This is a genomic window from Neobacillus canaveralius, from assembly GCF_047237705.1.
Lineage (GTDB): Bacteria > Bacillota > Bacilli > Bacillales > Cytobacillaceae > Neobacillus > Neobacillus niacini_K.
Genome location: NZ_JBDFLL010000001.1, coordinates 4,405,054 through 4,422,241, shown reverse-complemented (window position 1 = coordinate 4,422,241; position 17,188 = coordinate 4,405,054). Strand labels below are relative to the sequence as shown.

The window sequence follows — 17,188 nt, the reverse complement described above, 5'->3', positions numbered from 1 at the left end:
AGGTTACGAAAATGGAGAGAGAATTGGATTATGACATTGTAGTAATTGGCTGCGGCGTGGCAGGAACAGCTGCTGCTTTGTCCGCTGCGGAAAGTGCCAAGCAGGCAGGAAGGAATTTACGAATCGCGATATTAGAACGCACGGATTACGATCATCGCGGCGGAAATTCAAGGTGGACGGCCTCTTACATGCGAATGAAGAATATTGATGAAATCGCAGATAACTTTGTAGAAGATATGATGGCGTTCTCAGATGACTTCTCTGATAGGGAGTACATAGAAACTCTCGCAGAAAACTCAGGTAGCACACTGCGCTGGGTAGAGGAGAAGGGTGTAGAATTCGACTACCTGCCGACGATGTTTTTAACTTCTTCAAAACCGCGGTTACTTCCAGTTGGCGGCGGCCGGGCAATCATCGATACATTATCACGCCGTGCCGGAGGCCTTGGTGTTGAGATTATTTATGAGGCAACAGCATGGAAATTACTTCTTGATGATGAAGGTGCGATAAATGGACTTATGGTTCGGGTTAAGGGTGGAAGTTCTCTTCAGCTGAAAGTAGGCGCCGTTGTTCTTGCAGCTGGCGGATTCCAGGGAAATCAGGAGATGATGGCGCAGTATGTCGGAAGAGACGCGCATAAGATCCGACCCGTTGCTGAAGGCGGTCTTTACAACAAAGGAGAAGGAATCCGAATGGCGATGGCTATTGGTGCAAAAGGAGCCGGTCAGTTCGACGCCTTTCATGCAGAACCAGTGGACCCTAGAAGTAAGCGGGAAGAAGCAGCAGTAATGACGTACCCTTATGCAATTTTGGTTGATAAAAATGGCAACCGTTTTGTTGATGAAGGTATTTCCACAGTAGACGAACAATATGAAGCGGTAGCCCGCAAAATATTCTACGATCTCCCTGACCATATCGCCTATATGATCAGTGACCAAAAAATGTACGATATTCCGAATTATGAAAGAGCGATTGAAACGGATAAACCGGCGATTGAGGCAGGTACACTAGAGGAATTAGCAGAGAAAATTGGCGTGCCTGCAGATCAATTGACTGGAACGGTAGAAGCCTTTAACACTGCTGTACAGCCAGGAGAATTTCTCTGGGATAAGAAGGACGGAAAACAGGCTGTTGGGATTACACCGCCGAAATCTAACTGGGCGATTACGATTGATAAGGCACCATACATTGCCTATCCAATTGTCTGCTCCAATGTTTTCACCAACGGTGGCTTAGCGTCCGACACACATGGCCGAGTCTTATCACAAGATGATGATGTAATTCCTGGATTATATGTCGCTGGTGAAACTGCTGGACTTTATTATGGAAAATATCCTGGGGGCACATCCGTGCTTCGTGGCCTTGTATTTGGCCGACGTGCTGGTGAGCATGCAGCTTCTTACGTAAGTGATTTTAAAAAACTTGGGGTGTAAAGAAGGGGTGATGAACTTTGGATTTAAAAAATAAAGTAGCATTTGTAACTGGCGGTGGCAGAGGGATTGGCCGGGAAACATGTATCCTCCTAGCAAAGCAGGGGGCAAAAGTAGCTGTATTTTCTCGTAGTCTAACAGAAATTACAGAAACAGCTGCTTATATTAGGGAAGAGCTAGCTGGCGAAGCAATTGCTCTGGCTGGTGATGTACGCTCTGAGGAAGATGTGAAGAAAGCGGTTCAGGAAACGGTAGAAAAGCTTGGAAGTATTGATATTTTAATCAATAATGCCGGTGTCATGCTGTTAAAGCCATTCGATGAAACGACAGTTGAAGAGTGGGACTTTGTCCAAGAAATCAATACGCGCGGTGTATTTTTATGTGCGAATGCAGTAGTACCTCAAATGAAAGAGAAAAGAAATGGTGTCATTATCAATGTATCATCCATTTGGGGAACAAAAGGCGGTCCGGACAGAAGTGCCTATATTACCTCTAAATGGGCCGTAATTGGATTTTCCAAAGCGCTAGGAGAAGAGTTAAAACCATTTAATGTTAGAGTAAATGCGGTCTGCCCAGGTCCAGTTGACACAAAGATGATGGAAGATATTGCACCAGATGCGAATAAAGATAATTGGCTGCACCCAATAGACATGGCAACTGTAATTGTTGATTTGTGCCTGCCAAAAATGAAGGCAGTATCAGCGGCAGTGATAGAAGCATTTGGTAATGGAAGACCAGTGAATTTATAAAAAAATATGTTGAGTGAAAAGGGGAAAGAAAATGGAAAACATTAAAACAGCTATTGAATCAAAAAATATTAGTCTAGCATTAGCCAATAAAATGCTAGAAGCAGCCTTAGCAAAGGGTCAAGAGTTAGGTATTCCGTTTAGTATTGCGATTGTCGACAAACCAGGTAATTTAAAAGCATTTAATGCGATGGATGGTGCGCCAGTACTAAGCCTTGAAATCGCTCAAAATAAGGCATTCTCTGCTGCCGCTTATAACCGCGCAACACATGAATGGTATGACAGATTAAAGGACGATCCTCCATTACTGCATGGTATTGTACACACGCCTAGATTAGTCATTTTTGGCGGGGGATATCCAATCAAAATCAATAACGAACTAATTGGTGGAATTGGAGTAAGCGGCGGTCATTATTCACACGACATGCAGGTATGCGAAGCAGCCTTAGAAGTGTTAAAAGCCTTTGAAACTGAGGAGTGATAAGGAATGGAAAGCTATGATTTAATCATTCTAGGCGGCGGGCTTGCGGGCATGTGTGCTGCGGTTGAGGCTGGGGAGCGGGGGATAGATGTCCTGCTCCTGGAAAAGCAGGATGAACTTGGCGGCAGTACAGTCCTCAGTTCAGGTTATATGGCATTTGCAGGAACAGATATGCAGGAAAAAGCCGGAATTATCGATTCTACTGATTCGCTGTTAGCTGATATGACGGAGGTTGGCGGCGGGGTAAATGATCCAACACTTGTTGCTGAATATGGCAAGCATCAGCTCGAGACCTATCAATGGCTGGTTAACCATGATATCGAATTTAGATCGTTGGAGGCGGTAAGCGGTCATAGTGTTCCACGCGGACATATTATTGACCCTCATCAGGCAATCCAGTCACTATACAAAAGAGTGAAGCAGTTAGCTAACGTGACGGTTTATTTTAACGCTCATGCAAAAAGACTGCTAAAAAATAGTGGCCGGATTGATACGGTTTTATATGAAAGTAATGGGGAAGAAAGAAAGGCAGTTGCTTCAAAAGGAGTATTAATTGCCACTGGCGGTTTTGCTAAAAGCGAGGAACTGCTGAGCCAGTTTGCTCCACAATTAAAGGGTGCTTTAAGAATTGGCGGTGCAGGCAATCAAGGTGATGGGATTCGGATGGCCTGGGAGCATGGTGCATGGGTGAAGGACCTTCCTTATTTGAATGGAACATACGGATTTCATCCAAGTGCAGCAGGGAAGTTAAAGTCGCAGGGATTGGCATTTTATAAAGGTGCAATTATGGTAAACCAGGTTGGGAAGCGGTTTGTGAATGAATCTATTTCTTATAAACTATTAGGAAAAGCGGCATTCGGTCAACCTGAGCAGATCAGTTATCAAGTATGGGATCAAACCGTAATGGATAAAGGGGTATTAGATGATCCCCTCTATGATTTTGACTTGTTAAAGAAGCGCAGACTTTTGTACAAAGCTGACACTTTAGAAGAATTGGCAGACTGTATTGACGTACCTGTAGAGGTCCTCGAAGATACCATCTCTAGATATAATCAAGGCATTCAAAATGGGGAAGATCCTGATTTTGGCAGGAAGACGCTGACACATAACTACGGAAAACCAACAGCTATTGAAACAGCTCCATTCTATGCATTTGAATCAACGGTTGCAATGCTTGCCACTTATGCAGGTATATCTGTAAATGCAAAGGCTCAGGTTGTGAATCCATACGGAGGGCCTATTCTAGGATTGTATGCAGCGGGAGAGGTAACCGGTGGATTCCACGGAGCAGGATACATGACGGGAAGTTCGTTAGGGAAGGCCGCAGTTTTTGGAAGATTAGCAGTTTGGGAAGCGTTGGCAGAGAACGCAGTGGTTTGATTTCTTATGTTTGGACGGAACGCTGATATTAAATCAGAACTCAAATTTATTTATATACAAATCTATCGAAAAGGAGGTCTTTAATATGAAAATCTGGCATCAAAGCCTTACCACTATTGAACGGGTACCGCATTATCGCGATGCAATCATCAAACACGTCAGCAGAATTGCCCGCCCGGATGTGGAGATTGTTTTACATGGTATGTCGGAAGAAACATATCCTTCCCATTACCCAGGGATCTTTATTACCCATTCCTACCTGCAAAACCTCCATCGGGAACAGTTCGTACGGGCTGCGCTAACAGCGGAAAAAGCTGGATACGATGCCATGTTCATCGCGACCATTCCGGATGTTGGGCTTTTGGAGGCACGTACACTGGTAGATATTCCTATAGTGGGGTATGGCCAAGCTTCCTTCCACATGGCCTCCATGCTCGGTGACCGAATTGGAGTGGTAAATTTCTTGGCTCCATTAGCGGACCAGCTCCGACAAAATGCTGATAAGTACGGTTTAGGAGGTAAGCTTGGACCAATCGTTCAGACAGATGTGGGCTTTGACGATATTATGGCTGGCTTCAATGACCCCGAACCGATTATTGAATCCTTCAAAAAAGCAGCCCAGTCAGCTATTGCAGATGGAGCCGATGTCATTATCCCTGGAGAGGGTCCGATGAATGTCTTTTTAGCCACCCATGGAATATCTAGAATTGGTGATGTACCGGTGGTTGACTCCTTTGCAGCAGGAATCAAGATGTGCGAGTCACTTGTAGATTTGCGCAAAAATTCTAGTGTTTATATGACCCGACGCGGCTTTTATAACGCTAAGCCTCCTGCTGAGGCGGTGGAAAGACTGAGAGAAATGTACGGACTAATTCCATCTCCCAATCCTAAAGACGACGATGGTTTATCGGTTAAGGGAGCAGGAGTTAAGAGCTAATGGTGCCCTACCGACGGAAAAATACTTGCTGAAGGGATTCATAAGGAGGTCTTTGGTGCCCTTCGGACGGGAAAAGCTTGCTGAAGGAATCAAAAGAGGTCTTTGGTGCCCTACCGACGGGAAAAGCTTGCTGAAGGGAATCAAAAGAGGTCTTTGGTGCCCTTCGGACGGGAAAAAGCTTGCTGAAGGGAATCAAACGAGGTCTTTGAGGCCCTTAACAAAAGAAAAAGCCCGCTAAAGGGAATCAAAAGAATTATACAAAGTTAACAATCGTGAGGTGAACTAAATATGCACATCGTTGTCTGCCTTAAACAGGTTTTAGATCCGGAAATTACACCGAAATATTTTAAAATAGACCCTGACACAAATCGTCCTGAAAATAGTGACACAGATTTGGTACTCGACTCGTTTGCCGAAAATGCACTTGAACTAGCTGTTCAGCTTCGTGACAAGGTTCCAGGAGCGACTGTTACCGCACTTTGTTTAGGAGATGAGGAATCGGAGGAAGTACTGCGCAGAGCACTTGCCTTTACAGCCAACGCAGCAGTAAGGGTGTGGGATGAAGAATGGGAGAATCTAGACGGTCAGGCTGTTGGCCATATTCTAGCACAAACCATTAAATCATTAGGTGGTGCAAAACTTGTGCTTACTGGTTACCAAGCTAGTGATATTGAGGAAGGTCTCGTTGGACCGGTTATGGCTGAAGAACTAGGTATTCCTTGCGTGACACTTGTTTCAGACCTTGAAGTGGAAGAAAATCGTGCAAAGGCTACTGTTGAAGTGGGAGGTGGATATGCTGTTGTTAGTGTTCCAACTCCGGCTGTATTTACCATCATCAGCTCTGAAACAAACGTACCAAGACTTCCAAAGGTCAAGGATATTAGACTTGCGAGAAGTAAACCTATTACGCTTTTAGAATCAGAAGATCTTAATCTTGATACTGAGCGCTGTCAACCAGGTGTTAAGCTAGAGCGGGCATACGTCCTGAATCGGGAGGTTGCTTGTGAGGTCCTGCCTGGTGAGGATGGTGCAGAACTTGCTGGCGAATTAGCTGACAGGCTCTTGGCTCTCAAGATTTTATAGGGGGATTTCAACTATGTCTAGAATTCTTGTCTTTGCAAATCAACAGGGGGATAGCTTGAGTTCAGGTGCCAAGGAAGCTCTTGCCTTTGGAAACCGCTTGGCTAGTTCCACAGGAGGTGAAGTTTGCTCTGTTACTCTTGGACCTTTCGCTGAGGCTGGCGCAAAGGAAGCAATTGCCAGTGGGGCGAGTATCGCATACACCATTTCTAATCCACTATTAGCTGAATATGATGTTGAACTGTTTGTTAATAGTATCCATACTATTTTTCAACAGTCTGGAGCCGATATCCTTATCCTCTCCTTCGACAAGATTGGTAAGGATTTAGTGGGAAGACTAGCAACACGTATTGGTGGTTCTGCAATTACGGAAGTAGTTGATTACACTGCAAATAGTGACAAATTAAGCTGGATTCGTCCCATTTACGGAGATAAGGCGTTCGGGGAATACTCCACTACTCGTCAGAAGGTTGTAGTTGGTATTCGTCAAAAGAGCCAGGATGTGAATGTGCCGGATGAGACAAATAAAGGTGAGATTATTGAAGTCGATTATGCACTTTCAGAAGAGATGATCGTTACAAAGCTGGTTGTGAAAATTCAAGCTGCATTATCGGATATTCGTCTGGAGGATGCCCGAATCATCATTTCGGGCGGCCGTGGACTAGGTGGACCAGAAGGCTTTACTGAATTACAGGTTCTTGCAAATTTACTCGGAGGTACAATCGGTGCTTCGCGAGCGGCATGTGATGCCGGGTGGGTCCCTTCAAACCTCCAGGTAGGTCAGACAGGTGCCGTCGTTGCACCGGATCTTTATATTGCAGTTGGAATATCTGGTGCCAGTCAGCATCTTGCTGGAATCACAAACGCCAAGACAGTAGTCGCGATTAATCCAGATCCCGAAGCTCCTATCTTTAAACGAGCCAATATTGGTGTCGTTGCTGACTACAAAAATGTTATTCAAGGACTAACAGAAAAACTAAAAAAGGTACTTGTTTAAGCATTTTCACCATGAAATAATAAAGACATCCTCAATTGGAACATGTTGGGGATTTTCTTTTTTAAAGGTGGGATAAAGGAATATGGTGGTAAAGCTTGAAGATGTTCACTTATATCGAGAAGGCAAAGCGATTGTAGAAAATGTTAATTGGCAAATTGATAAAGGGGACCATTGGGTACTATTTGGCTTAAATGGCTCTGGGAAAACGGCGATATTAAATTTGTTAAATGCTTACTATTTCCCGACAAAAGGAAAAGTTACCGTACTTGGAATGGAATTTGGAAAGACCTACCTTGGAGAAAAATTACGAAAGCAGATCGGTTTTGTTTCTAATTCCCTGCAAGAAAAATTTTATCCAAGTGATACTCCTTTTGAAGTTGTGTTAAGTGGTGCATTTGCATCAATCGGTCTTTATGAAACTCCAACAGAAGAAATGAGGATAAAAGCAGCAAATATAATGGAACAGTTGGGAACAATCAGCTATGCAAACCGAAGGTATGGGACCCTTTCCCAAGGGGAAAAACAACGTGTCCTGATTGCTCGTGCGTTGATGGCAGATCCTAAGTTATTAATTTTAGATGAGCCAACGAACGGGTTGGATTTTATCGCACGAGAGTTGTTATTAGAATCCATTGAAAAAATTGCTAAAGAACCGTTGGCTCCAACGATTATTTATGTGACTCATCATGTGGAAGAAATAGTACCTGTTTTCAATAAAACCTTATTACTAAAAAAGGGACAGGTGTTTGCTGCCGGCAAGACAAGTGAAATGATTTCAAATGAACAGCTTACCCAATTTTTCGAACTTCCTGTTCAGGTTAATTGGGATAATAATCGACCGTCTGTATCAAGATTACAAATGCAGGTTTAGCATAAACATATAAATAATATATAAAGTTAATGGGATGGTGAGTGGCATGAAGGTACTTTCTTACTATGAAAATAAAAGTGTAAAACTAGGTATTAAAACAGAAGATGGAATTATTGATGTCCAAGCTGCTTCGGAGAAAACAGGAATTACCGCACCAAAAACCGCTTTAGAGGTTATTCAAGGCGGGGATGAAGCATTACAAGCGTTAACGAAAATAATTGCAAATTCCGGTCAGAGATTAAATGAAGATTCTATTCAATATGCTCCAGCAATACCTAATGCCGGAAAGGTGTTATGTGTTGGTGCTAATTACCGTAAACATGCAATAGAGTCTGGTCTTGCAATCCCTGAAGAACCTATTTATTTTGCTAAATACGCCAACAGTCTTTCTGGTCACGGTGAGGAAATATCGGTACCAAAAATGGCTGAACAAGTAGATTACGAAGTCGAATTAGTAGCAGTAATTGGAAAATCAGCAAAAAATGTTTCAGTCGAAAGAGCTTTAGATTATGTTTTTGGATATGCAGTTGGAAATGATCTTTCTGTCCGTGAGCTTCAATTCCGCAGTCATCAATGGCTCTATGGAAAAGCGATTGACGGATTTGCTCCACTTGGACCTTATATCGTAACGGCAGATGAGGTACCTAATCCACAAAACTTGAACTTAAAGTGCTGGGTGAATGGGGAATTGCGCCAAAATTCAAACACTGAGGATATGATTTTCTCTACTGCTAAGCTAATAAGTGATTTGTCCCAAATTATGACCCTGCAGCCAGGTGACGTTATTTATACGGGTACACCAGAGGGAGTTATCATGGGAATGGAAGAAAAAAATTGGTTAAAACCAGGTGATGAGATTATTTGTGAGATTGATAGCCTAGGAAGCTTATTGAATAAATTGAAGTAAAAAGACTAGCTTAAGAAAAGAAGTATAGAAAGCAAGAAGAAAAATTCGTACCTCATCAAGATAATTTTTACAGAACCGTTCTCGAAAAAATAAAAGAACATATTTAATTTGAATAAGGGGCGTTAATCTAAAATGATTAACGCTTTTAATGTACTCTCCGCGAGGAATTATGATAGTAGCAGCGGTTCTTCTATTTGGTCACCATCGATACCAACATAAGTAGCCTTCTTTTCAATAATATCTACGTTATAGGTTGTAACACCTGCGGCAGCGAGCTCTCTTAGAAAGTCTAAAAAGGGAAGTGCAATGCTGGCGATTGCTTGTAATGCCTGGTTTCTATTAAAATCATATGAAATGACGAATTGAACTTGAGGATCGGTTTTTACCTCTGAGTGCTCCCCCTTGTAAGTGGCTTGGCCTGTAGCAACATTGATATCGTATCGAATCACCCCGATTTGAGATAATTCCTCCAAAAATTCACCGAAGCTTGTTTTTCCGGTGCTTCTTCTTTCAATAATTTTATGTAACTCTTTTTCCGTTAGATTATCATTCATGTTGGTTCCTCCGTATAAAGTTTCTTCATCATTTTAACCGAAAAGCGAACTCTTATGCCTAAGCTAGTAATTTCTAAGGACATGAGGGTTGTGAAAATATAATAGAAAAAGAATCCTGCCCACGTGGTGGGTTTTTAAGGGAAAGGGGTAACGATACTCGCAGAATCGTACCCTCACGGTGAAGTTTTAAGAGGATAGGGTAACGATACTTGAAATATCGTGACCATGCTGCGATATTTTAAAAGAAAAAGGTAACGATACTCGCTTCCAATTTTATAAAAAAGGCCCAAAAGAAATAGAATTCTTTCGGGCTGAAGGATATTTTACCTATTTAGATTATTCATTCTTTCCCACATACCAATTAATAATTCAGCCTTATGTGATAGATTTAATCTAGCGTTTTCAGAAATGTTAGCAGAGTTTCTACTATGGTTAAGTTCAGATTTGTATTTTTCAATAAATATCAATGCCTGATTCACAGAACCTTTTTCCAAATGATGTTCTGCTTGTCTGAGTGAATTTTCTAATTTTGAAACTAACGGTCCTGTCAATTCTCCATTTGCTTGATATTCAGACATTGCTCCTTCTAATACTGACAACACACCAGGTGTTGAAAAGCTTGGAACAGGGACATTTGCCCAATTCGTATCCGAGCCAAAGTAGAAGCTTGTATAAGATGGCTGATTATAAGTTGTACTTTGTCTTGCTACTTCGGCACGATATTGAGCGTCGTGCATTAACGTATACAATTTGTGGTTTGTAACCTCAGTACTTGTGTAAATACGAATGGCTGAACTATCCGCAGTTCTTACTAAAAGTTCTTCTCTCCAGTCTCCAAAAATATCTGCAACTAAGCTTGGGTTGCCCTTTGTACCATTATTCGTTCTAGTATCTGTAGCCGTAAGAACTCTGCCTTTCTGCCAATCATCAATAGTTGTCGTAACATTTCCCGCACCATTCACAATTTGTGTGGTCATATCTGCAGACCATTTAATATTCATATTTGTACCAGGGGCTGATCCAGAAATCTTTTCACCATTTGCGCTCCACAGCCCAACTGCCCATGTTTCTAATCCTGGATGTGATGGATCAACATCTCCAACCATTCCACGTCCTGTATCTTTACCTGTATAGCCTCCATAAATAATTTCACCTGTTTTGGCATCCCGTAAGGAATAGCCATACGGAGCCCATGAAGCACCTTCATGGACCATAAAGATTTCCATTCCTGGCCTGTTTGGATCGATATCCGTTACATGCATGGCATCACCATGCCCAAGTCTAGCTGTGGTTCCAGGAGCAGCGCTTTGTTCAGGCATTGTATCCATTGAACTGTATAATAGTGAGCCGTCATCATCAAGGGTCGCACTGCCGTAGATGATTTCTTGTTTGCCGTCGTCATCAACATCTGCAGCACTCAGGGAGTGTGCACCTTGTGTGGTAAGAGTGCCATATTCCGGATCAGTTCCGTCTTTGCCATGAGGACCATCATTAAATGGATTGGTCATTGGCGTCCAGCCGCTGTCAACCGCCCAATTTTCTTTTAATTCTTTCCCATCCCAGCTATATGTAACGAGATTGGATCTTGTATAATAGCCGCGTGCAAAGACGGCGTATGGTTTATCACCATCAAGGTAGGCGACATTTGCAAGGAAACGGTCAACACGGTTGCCTGGCTCAATTCTAGCCATTGCATAGTCACCCCACATAAGACCATCGTCATGCCGTCCTGGTTTGTAATCAATGGTATCCATTTCTTCGCCTGTTTCACCATTAAAAACAGTCAAATATTCTGGCCCTTCTAAAATAAAGCCCTCAAACTCTCTTAATTTGTTGTTTCCACTTCTTTTAGGCGCGTAAACATCCATAAAGTAATCGGCTAAGCTTACAGCATCTTCTTTAGATAAAGGATAGGAATATTGTTTTTCGATCCCAAATGCTTCCTCAAGGGTACTTGGCCAGTTTCCTTTGACTACTTCGTCATGCTCATTCCAACCCATAAACATTTTCACAACATGATTATAATAATCTTCCCGGCTCATTCGGTAATCATCTTCATTACTATATCCAGCGTCGATGTCTTTTTGGGACATAGTAATATATTTTTCAGAGGTGATATTTCCAGCTTTATCAAATTTAACCACCTTTGTACCAGGAGCGGTTTTGAACATAATTTCCGATTTTCCATCACCATCAAAATCATAAACTAAGAATTGGGTATAGTGAGCTCCTGAGCGGATATTAACACCTAGGTCAATTCGATATAATAAAGTTCCATCAAATTTGTAGCAGTCAATATACGTGTTTCCTGTGTAGCCTTTTTGTGAAACGTCCTTGGAGTTGGAAGGATCCCACTTTACAAAATACTCATATTGCCCGTCTCCATCAACATCTCCAACACTCATATCATTTGCCGAATAGGTATAGCTCTCACCCGCAGGAGTTACTCCATCTGCTGGTTTTTGCAGCTTTAAATCAACATATGATTGCTTCCAAGGTGAAATGGAAGAACTTTGATCAAGCTCCTTCCCATTTAAGACAGAGCGAATATAATAGCTAGAATCAGAGTTTCCATCTTGATCGACAAAGTTGGTGCTGTCTTCAACAGTTGCAATTTTTTCTCCATCACGATAGACATTGAAGTTTACGCCAGTTAATCCAGTTTCAGAGTAACCTGTCACTTCATTTGCTAATAATCTCCAGCTTAGGAATACACCCTGAGATGTTGGAGCGGCAAATAAACCTCTGTCAAGATACTCTAATTGGATTCCTGGGAGATTACTAGTAACATTGTTTTTATGAAATTCACCAGCAGATACACCCGAAACACCTGTTAAGAGCAAGGGCAAAGCGATTGCAGTAGAAAGGAATTTCTTAGTATATTTTTTCTTCAAATCTGATATCCTCCTTCGTATTTTGCTTGGTCATTTTAAAAGAATGAACACGCTTACACAAATTTTATTTTAAATATTCCAAACAATAAATTTAATTATCAGTTCTCTTTAATAAAAAAACAGTGCTATCTCATATCTGAAATGGCTGATTATGCCAAATTACACAGCTTAAATGTCCTATTTCTCTGCTATTTGGATGATGAAACAAAAAAATGCCGGTTTTAATAATATTCCTTAGGTTTTTGCAAATCACTGTTTTTTATTAAATTAAAACTGAATTTTAAATTAAATATGAAAATTAGTTGAAATATAATGAAACAGTATATACTAGGAATCTTTATAAAAATTACGCTTATCCATTTTCATTACATTAGAGGAGGAAATTATAGATGCATAGACAAGAAATTGAACAGAAAATTGAGCTCCTAATTGATAACTTGATAAACCTAAATGATCCAGATGGGAAATATGCGATTCCCCTGGCTGATGGAAGAAAGATAGATAATAAGAGTTTCAACTATTGGGAATGGACAGCAGGTGTAGGCCTTTATGGAATGATGAAATATTATAAATTAACGAAAAAAGAAGAAGTATTAAACATTATTGTAAAGTGGTTTGATGACCAATTTAAAGAACCTCCTGTTGAAAAAAATGTTAACACGATGGTACAAATGTTAACGCTTGCATATTTGTATGAAGAAACTGGTAATCCAACATATCTTCCATATTTAGAAACATGGGGTGACTGGCTGTACCACGATATGCCAAGAACCAAAGATGGCGGAATTCAGCATGTTGTGTTTGGGAATGAAAATCCCCAGCAACTATGGGATGACACTTTAATGATGAGTGTTTTGCCATTAACGAAAATTGGTTTATTGCTAAATAAGCCGGAGTACATTGAAGAGGCAAAAAAACAATTCTTAATACATATCAAGTATCTATTTGATAAGAAAACAGGATTATGGTTCCATGGTTGGACGTTTGAAGGAAATCATAATTTTGCTGAAGCACTATGGGGGCGTGGAAATTCATGGGTAACCATTGCAATTCCTGAATTCCTCGATTTAGTAGAATTAAATGAAAAAGATCCAGTCCGCCAGATTTTAATCGATACACTAGAAAGACAATTAGAAGCACTTGAAACCTGTCAAAATGAAAACGGTTTATGGCATACCCTGCTGCTCGATCCAACTTCATATGTTGAGGCATCCTGCACAGCTGGTTTTGCGTTTGGGACATTAAGATCTGTCCGGAAACGCTATGTTGGAAAGAAATACAATGATATGGGATTAAAAGCAATCAAGGCTGTGATTGAAAACATTGATGGGTCTGGTGAATTGCAGCATGTTTCAGCTGGAACGGCGATGGGAGAAACGCAAGAGTTTTACAACCAAATTCCTGTTACAGCCATGCCTTACGGACAATCAATGGCGATTCTATCATTAGTAGAATACTTGCATCACAGAATTTAAATAATCATAGGTGGGATGAAAATGGTAAACATCGGAATAAGGGCACATGATATTGAAAACCTGCCATTAGAAGAGTTAGTACAAGAAATTGCTGGCAAAGGAATAACATCTGTTCAATTGGCTCTAAGTAAATCCTTAGAGGGTGTGAATACGGAACTAGGAAGTTTGAGCCCAGGCTTAGCGCGTTATGTTGCAAGTGCATTCTCAAAACACAATGTACAAATTGCTGTATTAGGCTGCTACTTTAATATGATCCATCCTGATTTGGTTGAGAGAAAAAAAGGGATTGAGCGTTTTAAAGAGCATATCCGCTTTGCCAGAGATTTTGGCTGCAGTATCGTTGCCACAGAAACAGGTAATGTAAATGCGGAGATTTTCTATACCGAAGAGAACTTTAAAGAAGAACCTTTTTTAGAAGTGGTTGAAAGTGTGCGTGAACTCGTTAAGGAAGCTGAAAAGTTTGGCGTTATTGTTGGGGTGGAGGCAGGAGTAAACCATCCTGTTTATTCGCCGAAAGTAATGAAGAGACTATTAGATTCAATTGATTCTAATAATCTACAAGTGATTCTCGACCCTGTAAATCTATTAACGATTGATACGTACCAAAATCAAGAAGAAATCTTCCAAGAAGCAATGGAGTTATTCGGGGACAGAGTTGTAATCCTGCATGCAAAAGATTTTGTTTTAGAAGATAACCAGCTCGTACCTACAGCAGTCGGAAAAGGACTTTTAAATTTCGATTATATATTGAACGTGTTAAAAAAGAAAAAACCATATATGAATATCTTACTTGAAGAAACGAAGGAACCATTTATTAGTGAAAGTGTTGCTTTGTTAAAGGATAAGTATCAACAGGCTTAATCTTTAAATTAGATTGAAGGATAGGAGTGAGACCATGAATAAAATTGTCGTTTGTGGATTAAGTAATCGAGCATTAGGAATGTTTATTAATTCTATTCTTAATCAATTTGGCTCTAATAACCAAATTGTCGGAGTACTAGACAGTGACCCAAGAAGAATTGAAATGTGTAAGGATACTTTCGCAGAATTAAAAACGGTTCCCTCTTATCAACCCGATCAATTCCAACAAATGATAGAAGAGACAACTCCTGACACAGTGATTGTAACTAGCAGGGATGATACACATATTAACTATATTTTACAAGGCTTAGAGAACGACTTGACTGTTATCACCGAAAAACCAATGGTGACAAAAGCAGAGGATGCAAGAAGAGTTGTAGAAGCAGAAAAGAATAGCAGGGGAAAAGTAATCGTTGCTTTTAACTACCGCTATAATCCGTTCCATCGAAAAATAAAAGAACTGATTCTAGAAGGAAAGATTGGTAGAGTCACTTCTGTTGATCTAAATTGGTATATTGATACCTATCATGGAGCCAGTTACTTTAAGAGATGGAATCGTAATCGGAATTTTTCAGGCGGCTTATCGATTCATAAATCAACACACCATTTTGACCTAGTCAATTGGTGGCTTGATCAAAATCCTGAAGAAGTATTTGCCTATGGAGCCTTAAATTACTTCGGTAAAGACGGAGAATTTAATCCAAGTCCAACCGACAACCGCTATTGCAGTACATGCGATGAGAAACTTTCGTGTGAATACTATATGCGGTGGTCAAACCGCCGAAATAATTTAGCTGTAAAAGATGACCATATAAAAGCTGACAGCATAGAAAAGTCGGCTCAAAACTATACCCATTATCGTCCCGACTCCTGTATTTTTGATCATGAAATTGAAATCGAAGATACGTATGTAGCTACTGTTAAGTATGATAAAGGTGCTTTTTTAAGTTATTCCGTAAATTTCTCGCTTCCGTATGAAGGTTATCGTTTAGCCATTAACGGAACGAAAGGAAGAATTGAAACAACTGAATTTCACGAACCAAGCCGAATTCCTTTTTCTGTTCCAGAACAAACAATTGAGCTCTTTCCGTTATTTGGCGGGGCAAAAGAGACCATTGAAGTTCTCCAAACGGGAGGGGGACACGGCGGTGGAGACCCTGTATTGTTAGAGGATCTCTTTATGGGTGTAGATCAGACTCGCTCGTACTCCATTTTAGCGGGCGCAGAAGCAGGAGCATACTCCATTGCAGTCGGTGAGGGTGTATGGCGTTCCGTGAAAGAAAATAAGCCGATGAAGATTAAAGATTTATTGAAAAGTAATCTAGATTTTTCAAAGGCTGTGTTATAGAGCTTTTGTTTCCCGTTGAAGCAGGAAAATCGAGATAGAGGGAATCAAAAAAGTGTTTTGGTTCCCGTTGAAGCAGGAAAATCGAGATAGAGGGAATCAAAGAAGTGTTTTGGCTCCCGTTGAAGCAGGAAAATCAAGATAGAGGGAATCAAACTAGTCTTTTGGTTCCTATTAAGGAGGATAAACATGCCGCAATTAGTACTTGAGGAAACCAAGATTTCACAGGCAATTGATCGTGTTGTTGAAAGAACCTTTAACATGGATTTCAGCTGGGATTGGCCAGGTGGAGTCGCATTTTTTGGTGTAGCTGAAGCCTATGAAGCGACCGGTGAAGAGAAATATCTACAAGCCATTAAGGCTTGGGTCGATTCAGAATTAGAAGATGGGCTCCCTAGGTTAACGGTAAATGCTTCTTCCATCGGGCACGTACTTTTAACACTATACAAAGCGACAAATGAAGAAAAGTATATAGACACTGCTGTAAAAATGGCAGATTATCTGCTTCATGACGCCGAGCGCTTTGCTGATGGTGTCCTGCAGCATACGGTAAACGGAGATAAATATCAATTCCCCGAACAGGCATGGGTCGATACGATGTTTATGGCAGGATATTTTCTGTTAAGAATTGGTCATCTCCTAAATCGCGAGGATTATTTTAACTTTGGATTAAAACAATATCATGGTCATGAAAATTTTCTTCAGGATGATATCACCAATCTTTATTATCACGGCTGGGATAATATTGCACAAAATCATATGTCGTCAATTTTTTGGGCAAGAGGAAACAGCTGGGCTGCGTATACCATGGCACGGGCACTTGAACTTATTGAGGTTCAGCACCCTTCCTTTATGATTATTCAAGGTTCCTTACGTGATCAATTAAGTGCATTAGTACGTTTACAATCAGAGACAGGACTATGGCATACAATCCTAGACGACCCTGATTCTTATCTTGAAACCTCAGGTTCAGCTGGGATTGCCGCTGCACTGTTAACGAGAGGGAAATTATATAACAAATATATCCAAAGATCTGTAGAAGGAATCCTTTCTCAAATAAGAGAAGACGGTTCGGTTACAGGAGCATCAGCAGGAACAGCGGTCATGTTTGACGTCGACGGTTACAGAGAAGTTCCTTATAAACGAGTACAAGGATGGGGACAAGGGCTTGTCTTAGCCTTCTTATCACTGCTTTTAAAAAGAGAAAATAAGAACTTGTAAATAAAATAA

General features: G+C 40.9%; 15 protein-coding genes. 13 read left to right on the top strand and 2 right to left on the bottom strand.

What is annotated here, in order from left to right:
• Positions 1–11 precede the first annotated feature (11 nt).
• From ABC255_RS21585 to ABC255_RS21545, 9 genes are all read left to right on the top strand, one after another.
• Positions 12–1,433 carry an FAD-binding protein gene (locus ABC255_RS21585; RefSeq protein ID WP_412996775.1) on the top strand — a complete coding sequence of 474 codons (1,422 nt, stop codon included), beginning with the start codon at positions 12–14 and terminating at the stop codon, positions 1,431–1,433.
• 17 nt (positions 1,434–1,450) lie between these two features.
• Positions 1,451–2,179, top strand: a complete 729-nt coding sequence (locus ABC255_RS21580; RefSeq protein WP_335527646.1) for an SDR family NAD(P)-dependent oxidoreductase — start codon at positions 1,451–1,453, stop codon at positions 2,177–2,179.
• A gap of 31 nt (positions 2,180–2,210) precedes the next feature.
• On the top strand, positions 2,211–2,657 hold the full coding sequence (locus ABC255_RS21575) for a GlcG/HbpS family heme-binding protein (RefSeq protein WP_412996772.1): 447 nt from the start codon (positions 2,211–2,213) through the stop codon (positions 2,655–2,657).
• Positions 2,658–2,663: 6 nt separating this feature from the next.
• Positions 2,664–4,037 (top strand): FAD-dependent oxidoreductase, encoded by a 1,374-nt coding sequence (locus ABC255_RS21570; RefSeq protein WP_412996771.1) that lies wholly within the window; start codon positions 2,664–2,666, stop codon positions 4,035–4,037.
• A gap of 85 nt (positions 4,038–4,122) precedes the next feature.
• Positions 4,123–4,974: an aspartate/glutamate racemase family protein gene (locus tag ABC255_RS21565; protein WP_412996770.1), complete on the top strand. Its 852-nt coding sequence runs from the start codon at positions 4,123–4,125 to the stop codon at positions 4,972–4,974.
• Between the two features lie 288 nt (positions 4,975–5,262).
• Positions 5,263–6,057 carry an electron transfer flavoprotein subunit beta/FixA family protein gene (locus ABC255_RS21560; protein ID WP_412996769.1) on the top strand — a complete coding sequence of 265 codons (795 nt, stop codon included), beginning with the start codon at positions 5,263–5,265 and terminating at the stop codon, positions 6,055–6,057.
• A gap of 13 nt (positions 6,058–6,070) precedes the next feature.
• Positions 6,071–7,051 (top strand): electron transfer flavoprotein subunit alpha/FixB family protein, encoded by a 981-nt coding sequence (locus ABC255_RS21555; RefSeq protein ID WP_412996767.1) that lies wholly within the window; start codon positions 6,071–6,073, stop codon positions 7,049–7,051.
• A gap of 82 nt (positions 7,052–7,133) precedes the next feature.
• The gene (locus ABC255_RS21550; protein WP_412996765.1) at positions 7,134–7,922 is read left to right on the top strand and encodes an ABC transporter ATP-binding protein; all 789 of its coding nucleotides are present in this window, start codon (positions 7,134–7,136) and stop codon (positions 7,920–7,922) included.
• A gap of 46 nt (positions 7,923–7,968) precedes the next feature.
• Complete coding sequence (locus tag ABC255_RS21545; protein WP_412996763.1) at positions 7,969–8,829, top strand: fumarylacetoacetate hydrolase family protein; 861 nt, start codon at positions 7,969–7,971, stop codon at positions 8,827–8,829.
• 167 nt (positions 8,830–8,996) lie between these two features.
• On the opposite strand, the gene ABC255_RS21540 is transcribed toward ABC255_RS21545, so the two are convergent.
• Entirely contained in the window at positions 8,997–9,383 is a 387-nt protein-coding gene (locus ABC255_RS21540; RefSeq protein WP_412996762.1) for a DUF1398 family protein, read from the bottom strand.
• A gap of 323 nt (positions 9,384–9,706) precedes the next feature.
• Entirely contained in the window at positions 9,707–12,286 is a 2,580-nt protein-coding gene (locus ABC255_RS21535) for a rhamnogalacturonan lyase (protein WP_412998614.1), read from the bottom strand.
• Between the two features lie 380 nt (positions 12,287–12,666).
• Here ABC255_RS21535 and bglB point away from each other — a divergent pair, with 380 nt between their 5' ends.
• From bglB to ABC255_RS21515, 4 genes are all read left to right on the top strand, one after another.
• On the top strand, positions 12,667–13,752 hold the full coding sequence (bglB, locus tag ABC255_RS21530) for a beta-galactosidase BglB (protein ID WP_412996760.1): 1,086 nt from the start codon (positions 12,667–12,669) through the stop codon (positions 13,750–13,752).
• A 21-nt stretch (positions 13,753–13,773) separates the two neighbouring features.
• Positions 13,774–14,613, top strand: a complete 840-nt coding sequence (locus ABC255_RS21525; protein WP_412996759.1) for a sugar phosphate isomerase/epimerase family protein — start codon at positions 13,774–13,776, stop codon at positions 14,611–14,613.
• A gap of 34 nt (positions 14,614–14,647) precedes the next feature.
• Entirely contained in the window at positions 14,648–15,961 is a 1,314-nt protein-coding gene (locus ABC255_RS21520; RefSeq protein WP_412996757.1) for a Gfo/Idh/MocA family protein, read from the top strand.
• 186 nt (positions 15,962–16,147) lie between these two features.
• Entirely contained in the window at positions 16,148–17,179 is a 1,032-nt protein-coding gene (locus tag ABC255_RS21515; RefSeq protein WP_412996755.1) for a glycoside hydrolase family 88/105 protein, read from the top strand.
• The last annotated feature ends 9 nt before the right edge of the window (positions 17,180–17,188 follow it).

Bases quoted from the DNA above. Each gene is read 5' to 3' on its own strand.
- ABC255_RS21585 (WP_412996775.1), top strand. From the start codon at position 12: ATGGAGAGAGAATTGGATTATGACATTGTAGTAATTGGCTGCGGCGTG.
- ABC255_RS21575 (WP_412996772.1), top strand. From the start codon at position 2,211: ATGGAAAACATTAAAACAGCTATTGAATCAAAAAATATTAGTCTAGCA.
- ABC255_RS21570 (WP_412996771.1), top strand. From the start codon at position 2,664: ATGGAAAGCTATGATTTAATCATTCTAGGCGGCGGGCTTGCGGGCATG.
- ABC255_RS21565 (WP_412996770.1), top strand. From the start codon at position 4,123: ATGAAAATCTGGCATCAAAGCCTTACCACTATTGAACGGGTACCGCAT.
- ABC255_RS21560 (WP_412996769.1), top strand. From the start codon at position 5,263: ATGCACATCGTTGTCTGCCTTAAACAGGTTTTAGATCCGGAAATTACA.
- ABC255_RS21555 (WP_412996767.1), top strand. From the start codon at position 6,071: ATGTCTAGAATTCTTGTCTTTGCAAATCAACAGGGGGATAGCTTGAGT.
- ABC255_RS21550 (WP_412996765.1), top strand. From the start codon at position 7,134: ATGGTGGTAAAGCTTGAAGATGTTCACTTATATCGAGAAGGCAAAGCG.
- ABC255_RS21545 (WP_412996763.1), top strand. From the start codon at position 7,969: ATGAAGGTACTTTCTTACTATGAAAATAAAAGTGTAAAACTAGGTATT.
- ABC255_RS21540 (WP_412996762.1), bottom strand. From the start codon at position 9,383: ATGAATGATAATCTAACGGAAAAAGAGTTACATAAAATTATTGAAAGA.
- bglB (WP_412996760.1), top strand. From the start codon at position 12,667: ATGCATAGACAAGAAATTGAACAGAAAATTGAGCTCCTAATTGATAAC.
- ABC255_RS21525 (WP_412996759.1), top strand. From the start codon at position 13,774: ATGGTAAACATCGGAATAAGGGCACATGATATTGAAAACCTGCCATTA.
- ABC255_RS21520 (WP_412996757.1), top strand. From the start codon at position 14,648: ATGAATAAAATTGTCGTTTGTGGATTAAGTAATCGAGCATTAGGAATG.
- ABC255_RS21515 (WP_412996755.1), top strand. From the start codon at position 16,148: ATGCCGCAATTAGTACTTGAGGAAACCAAGATTTCACAGGCAATTGAT.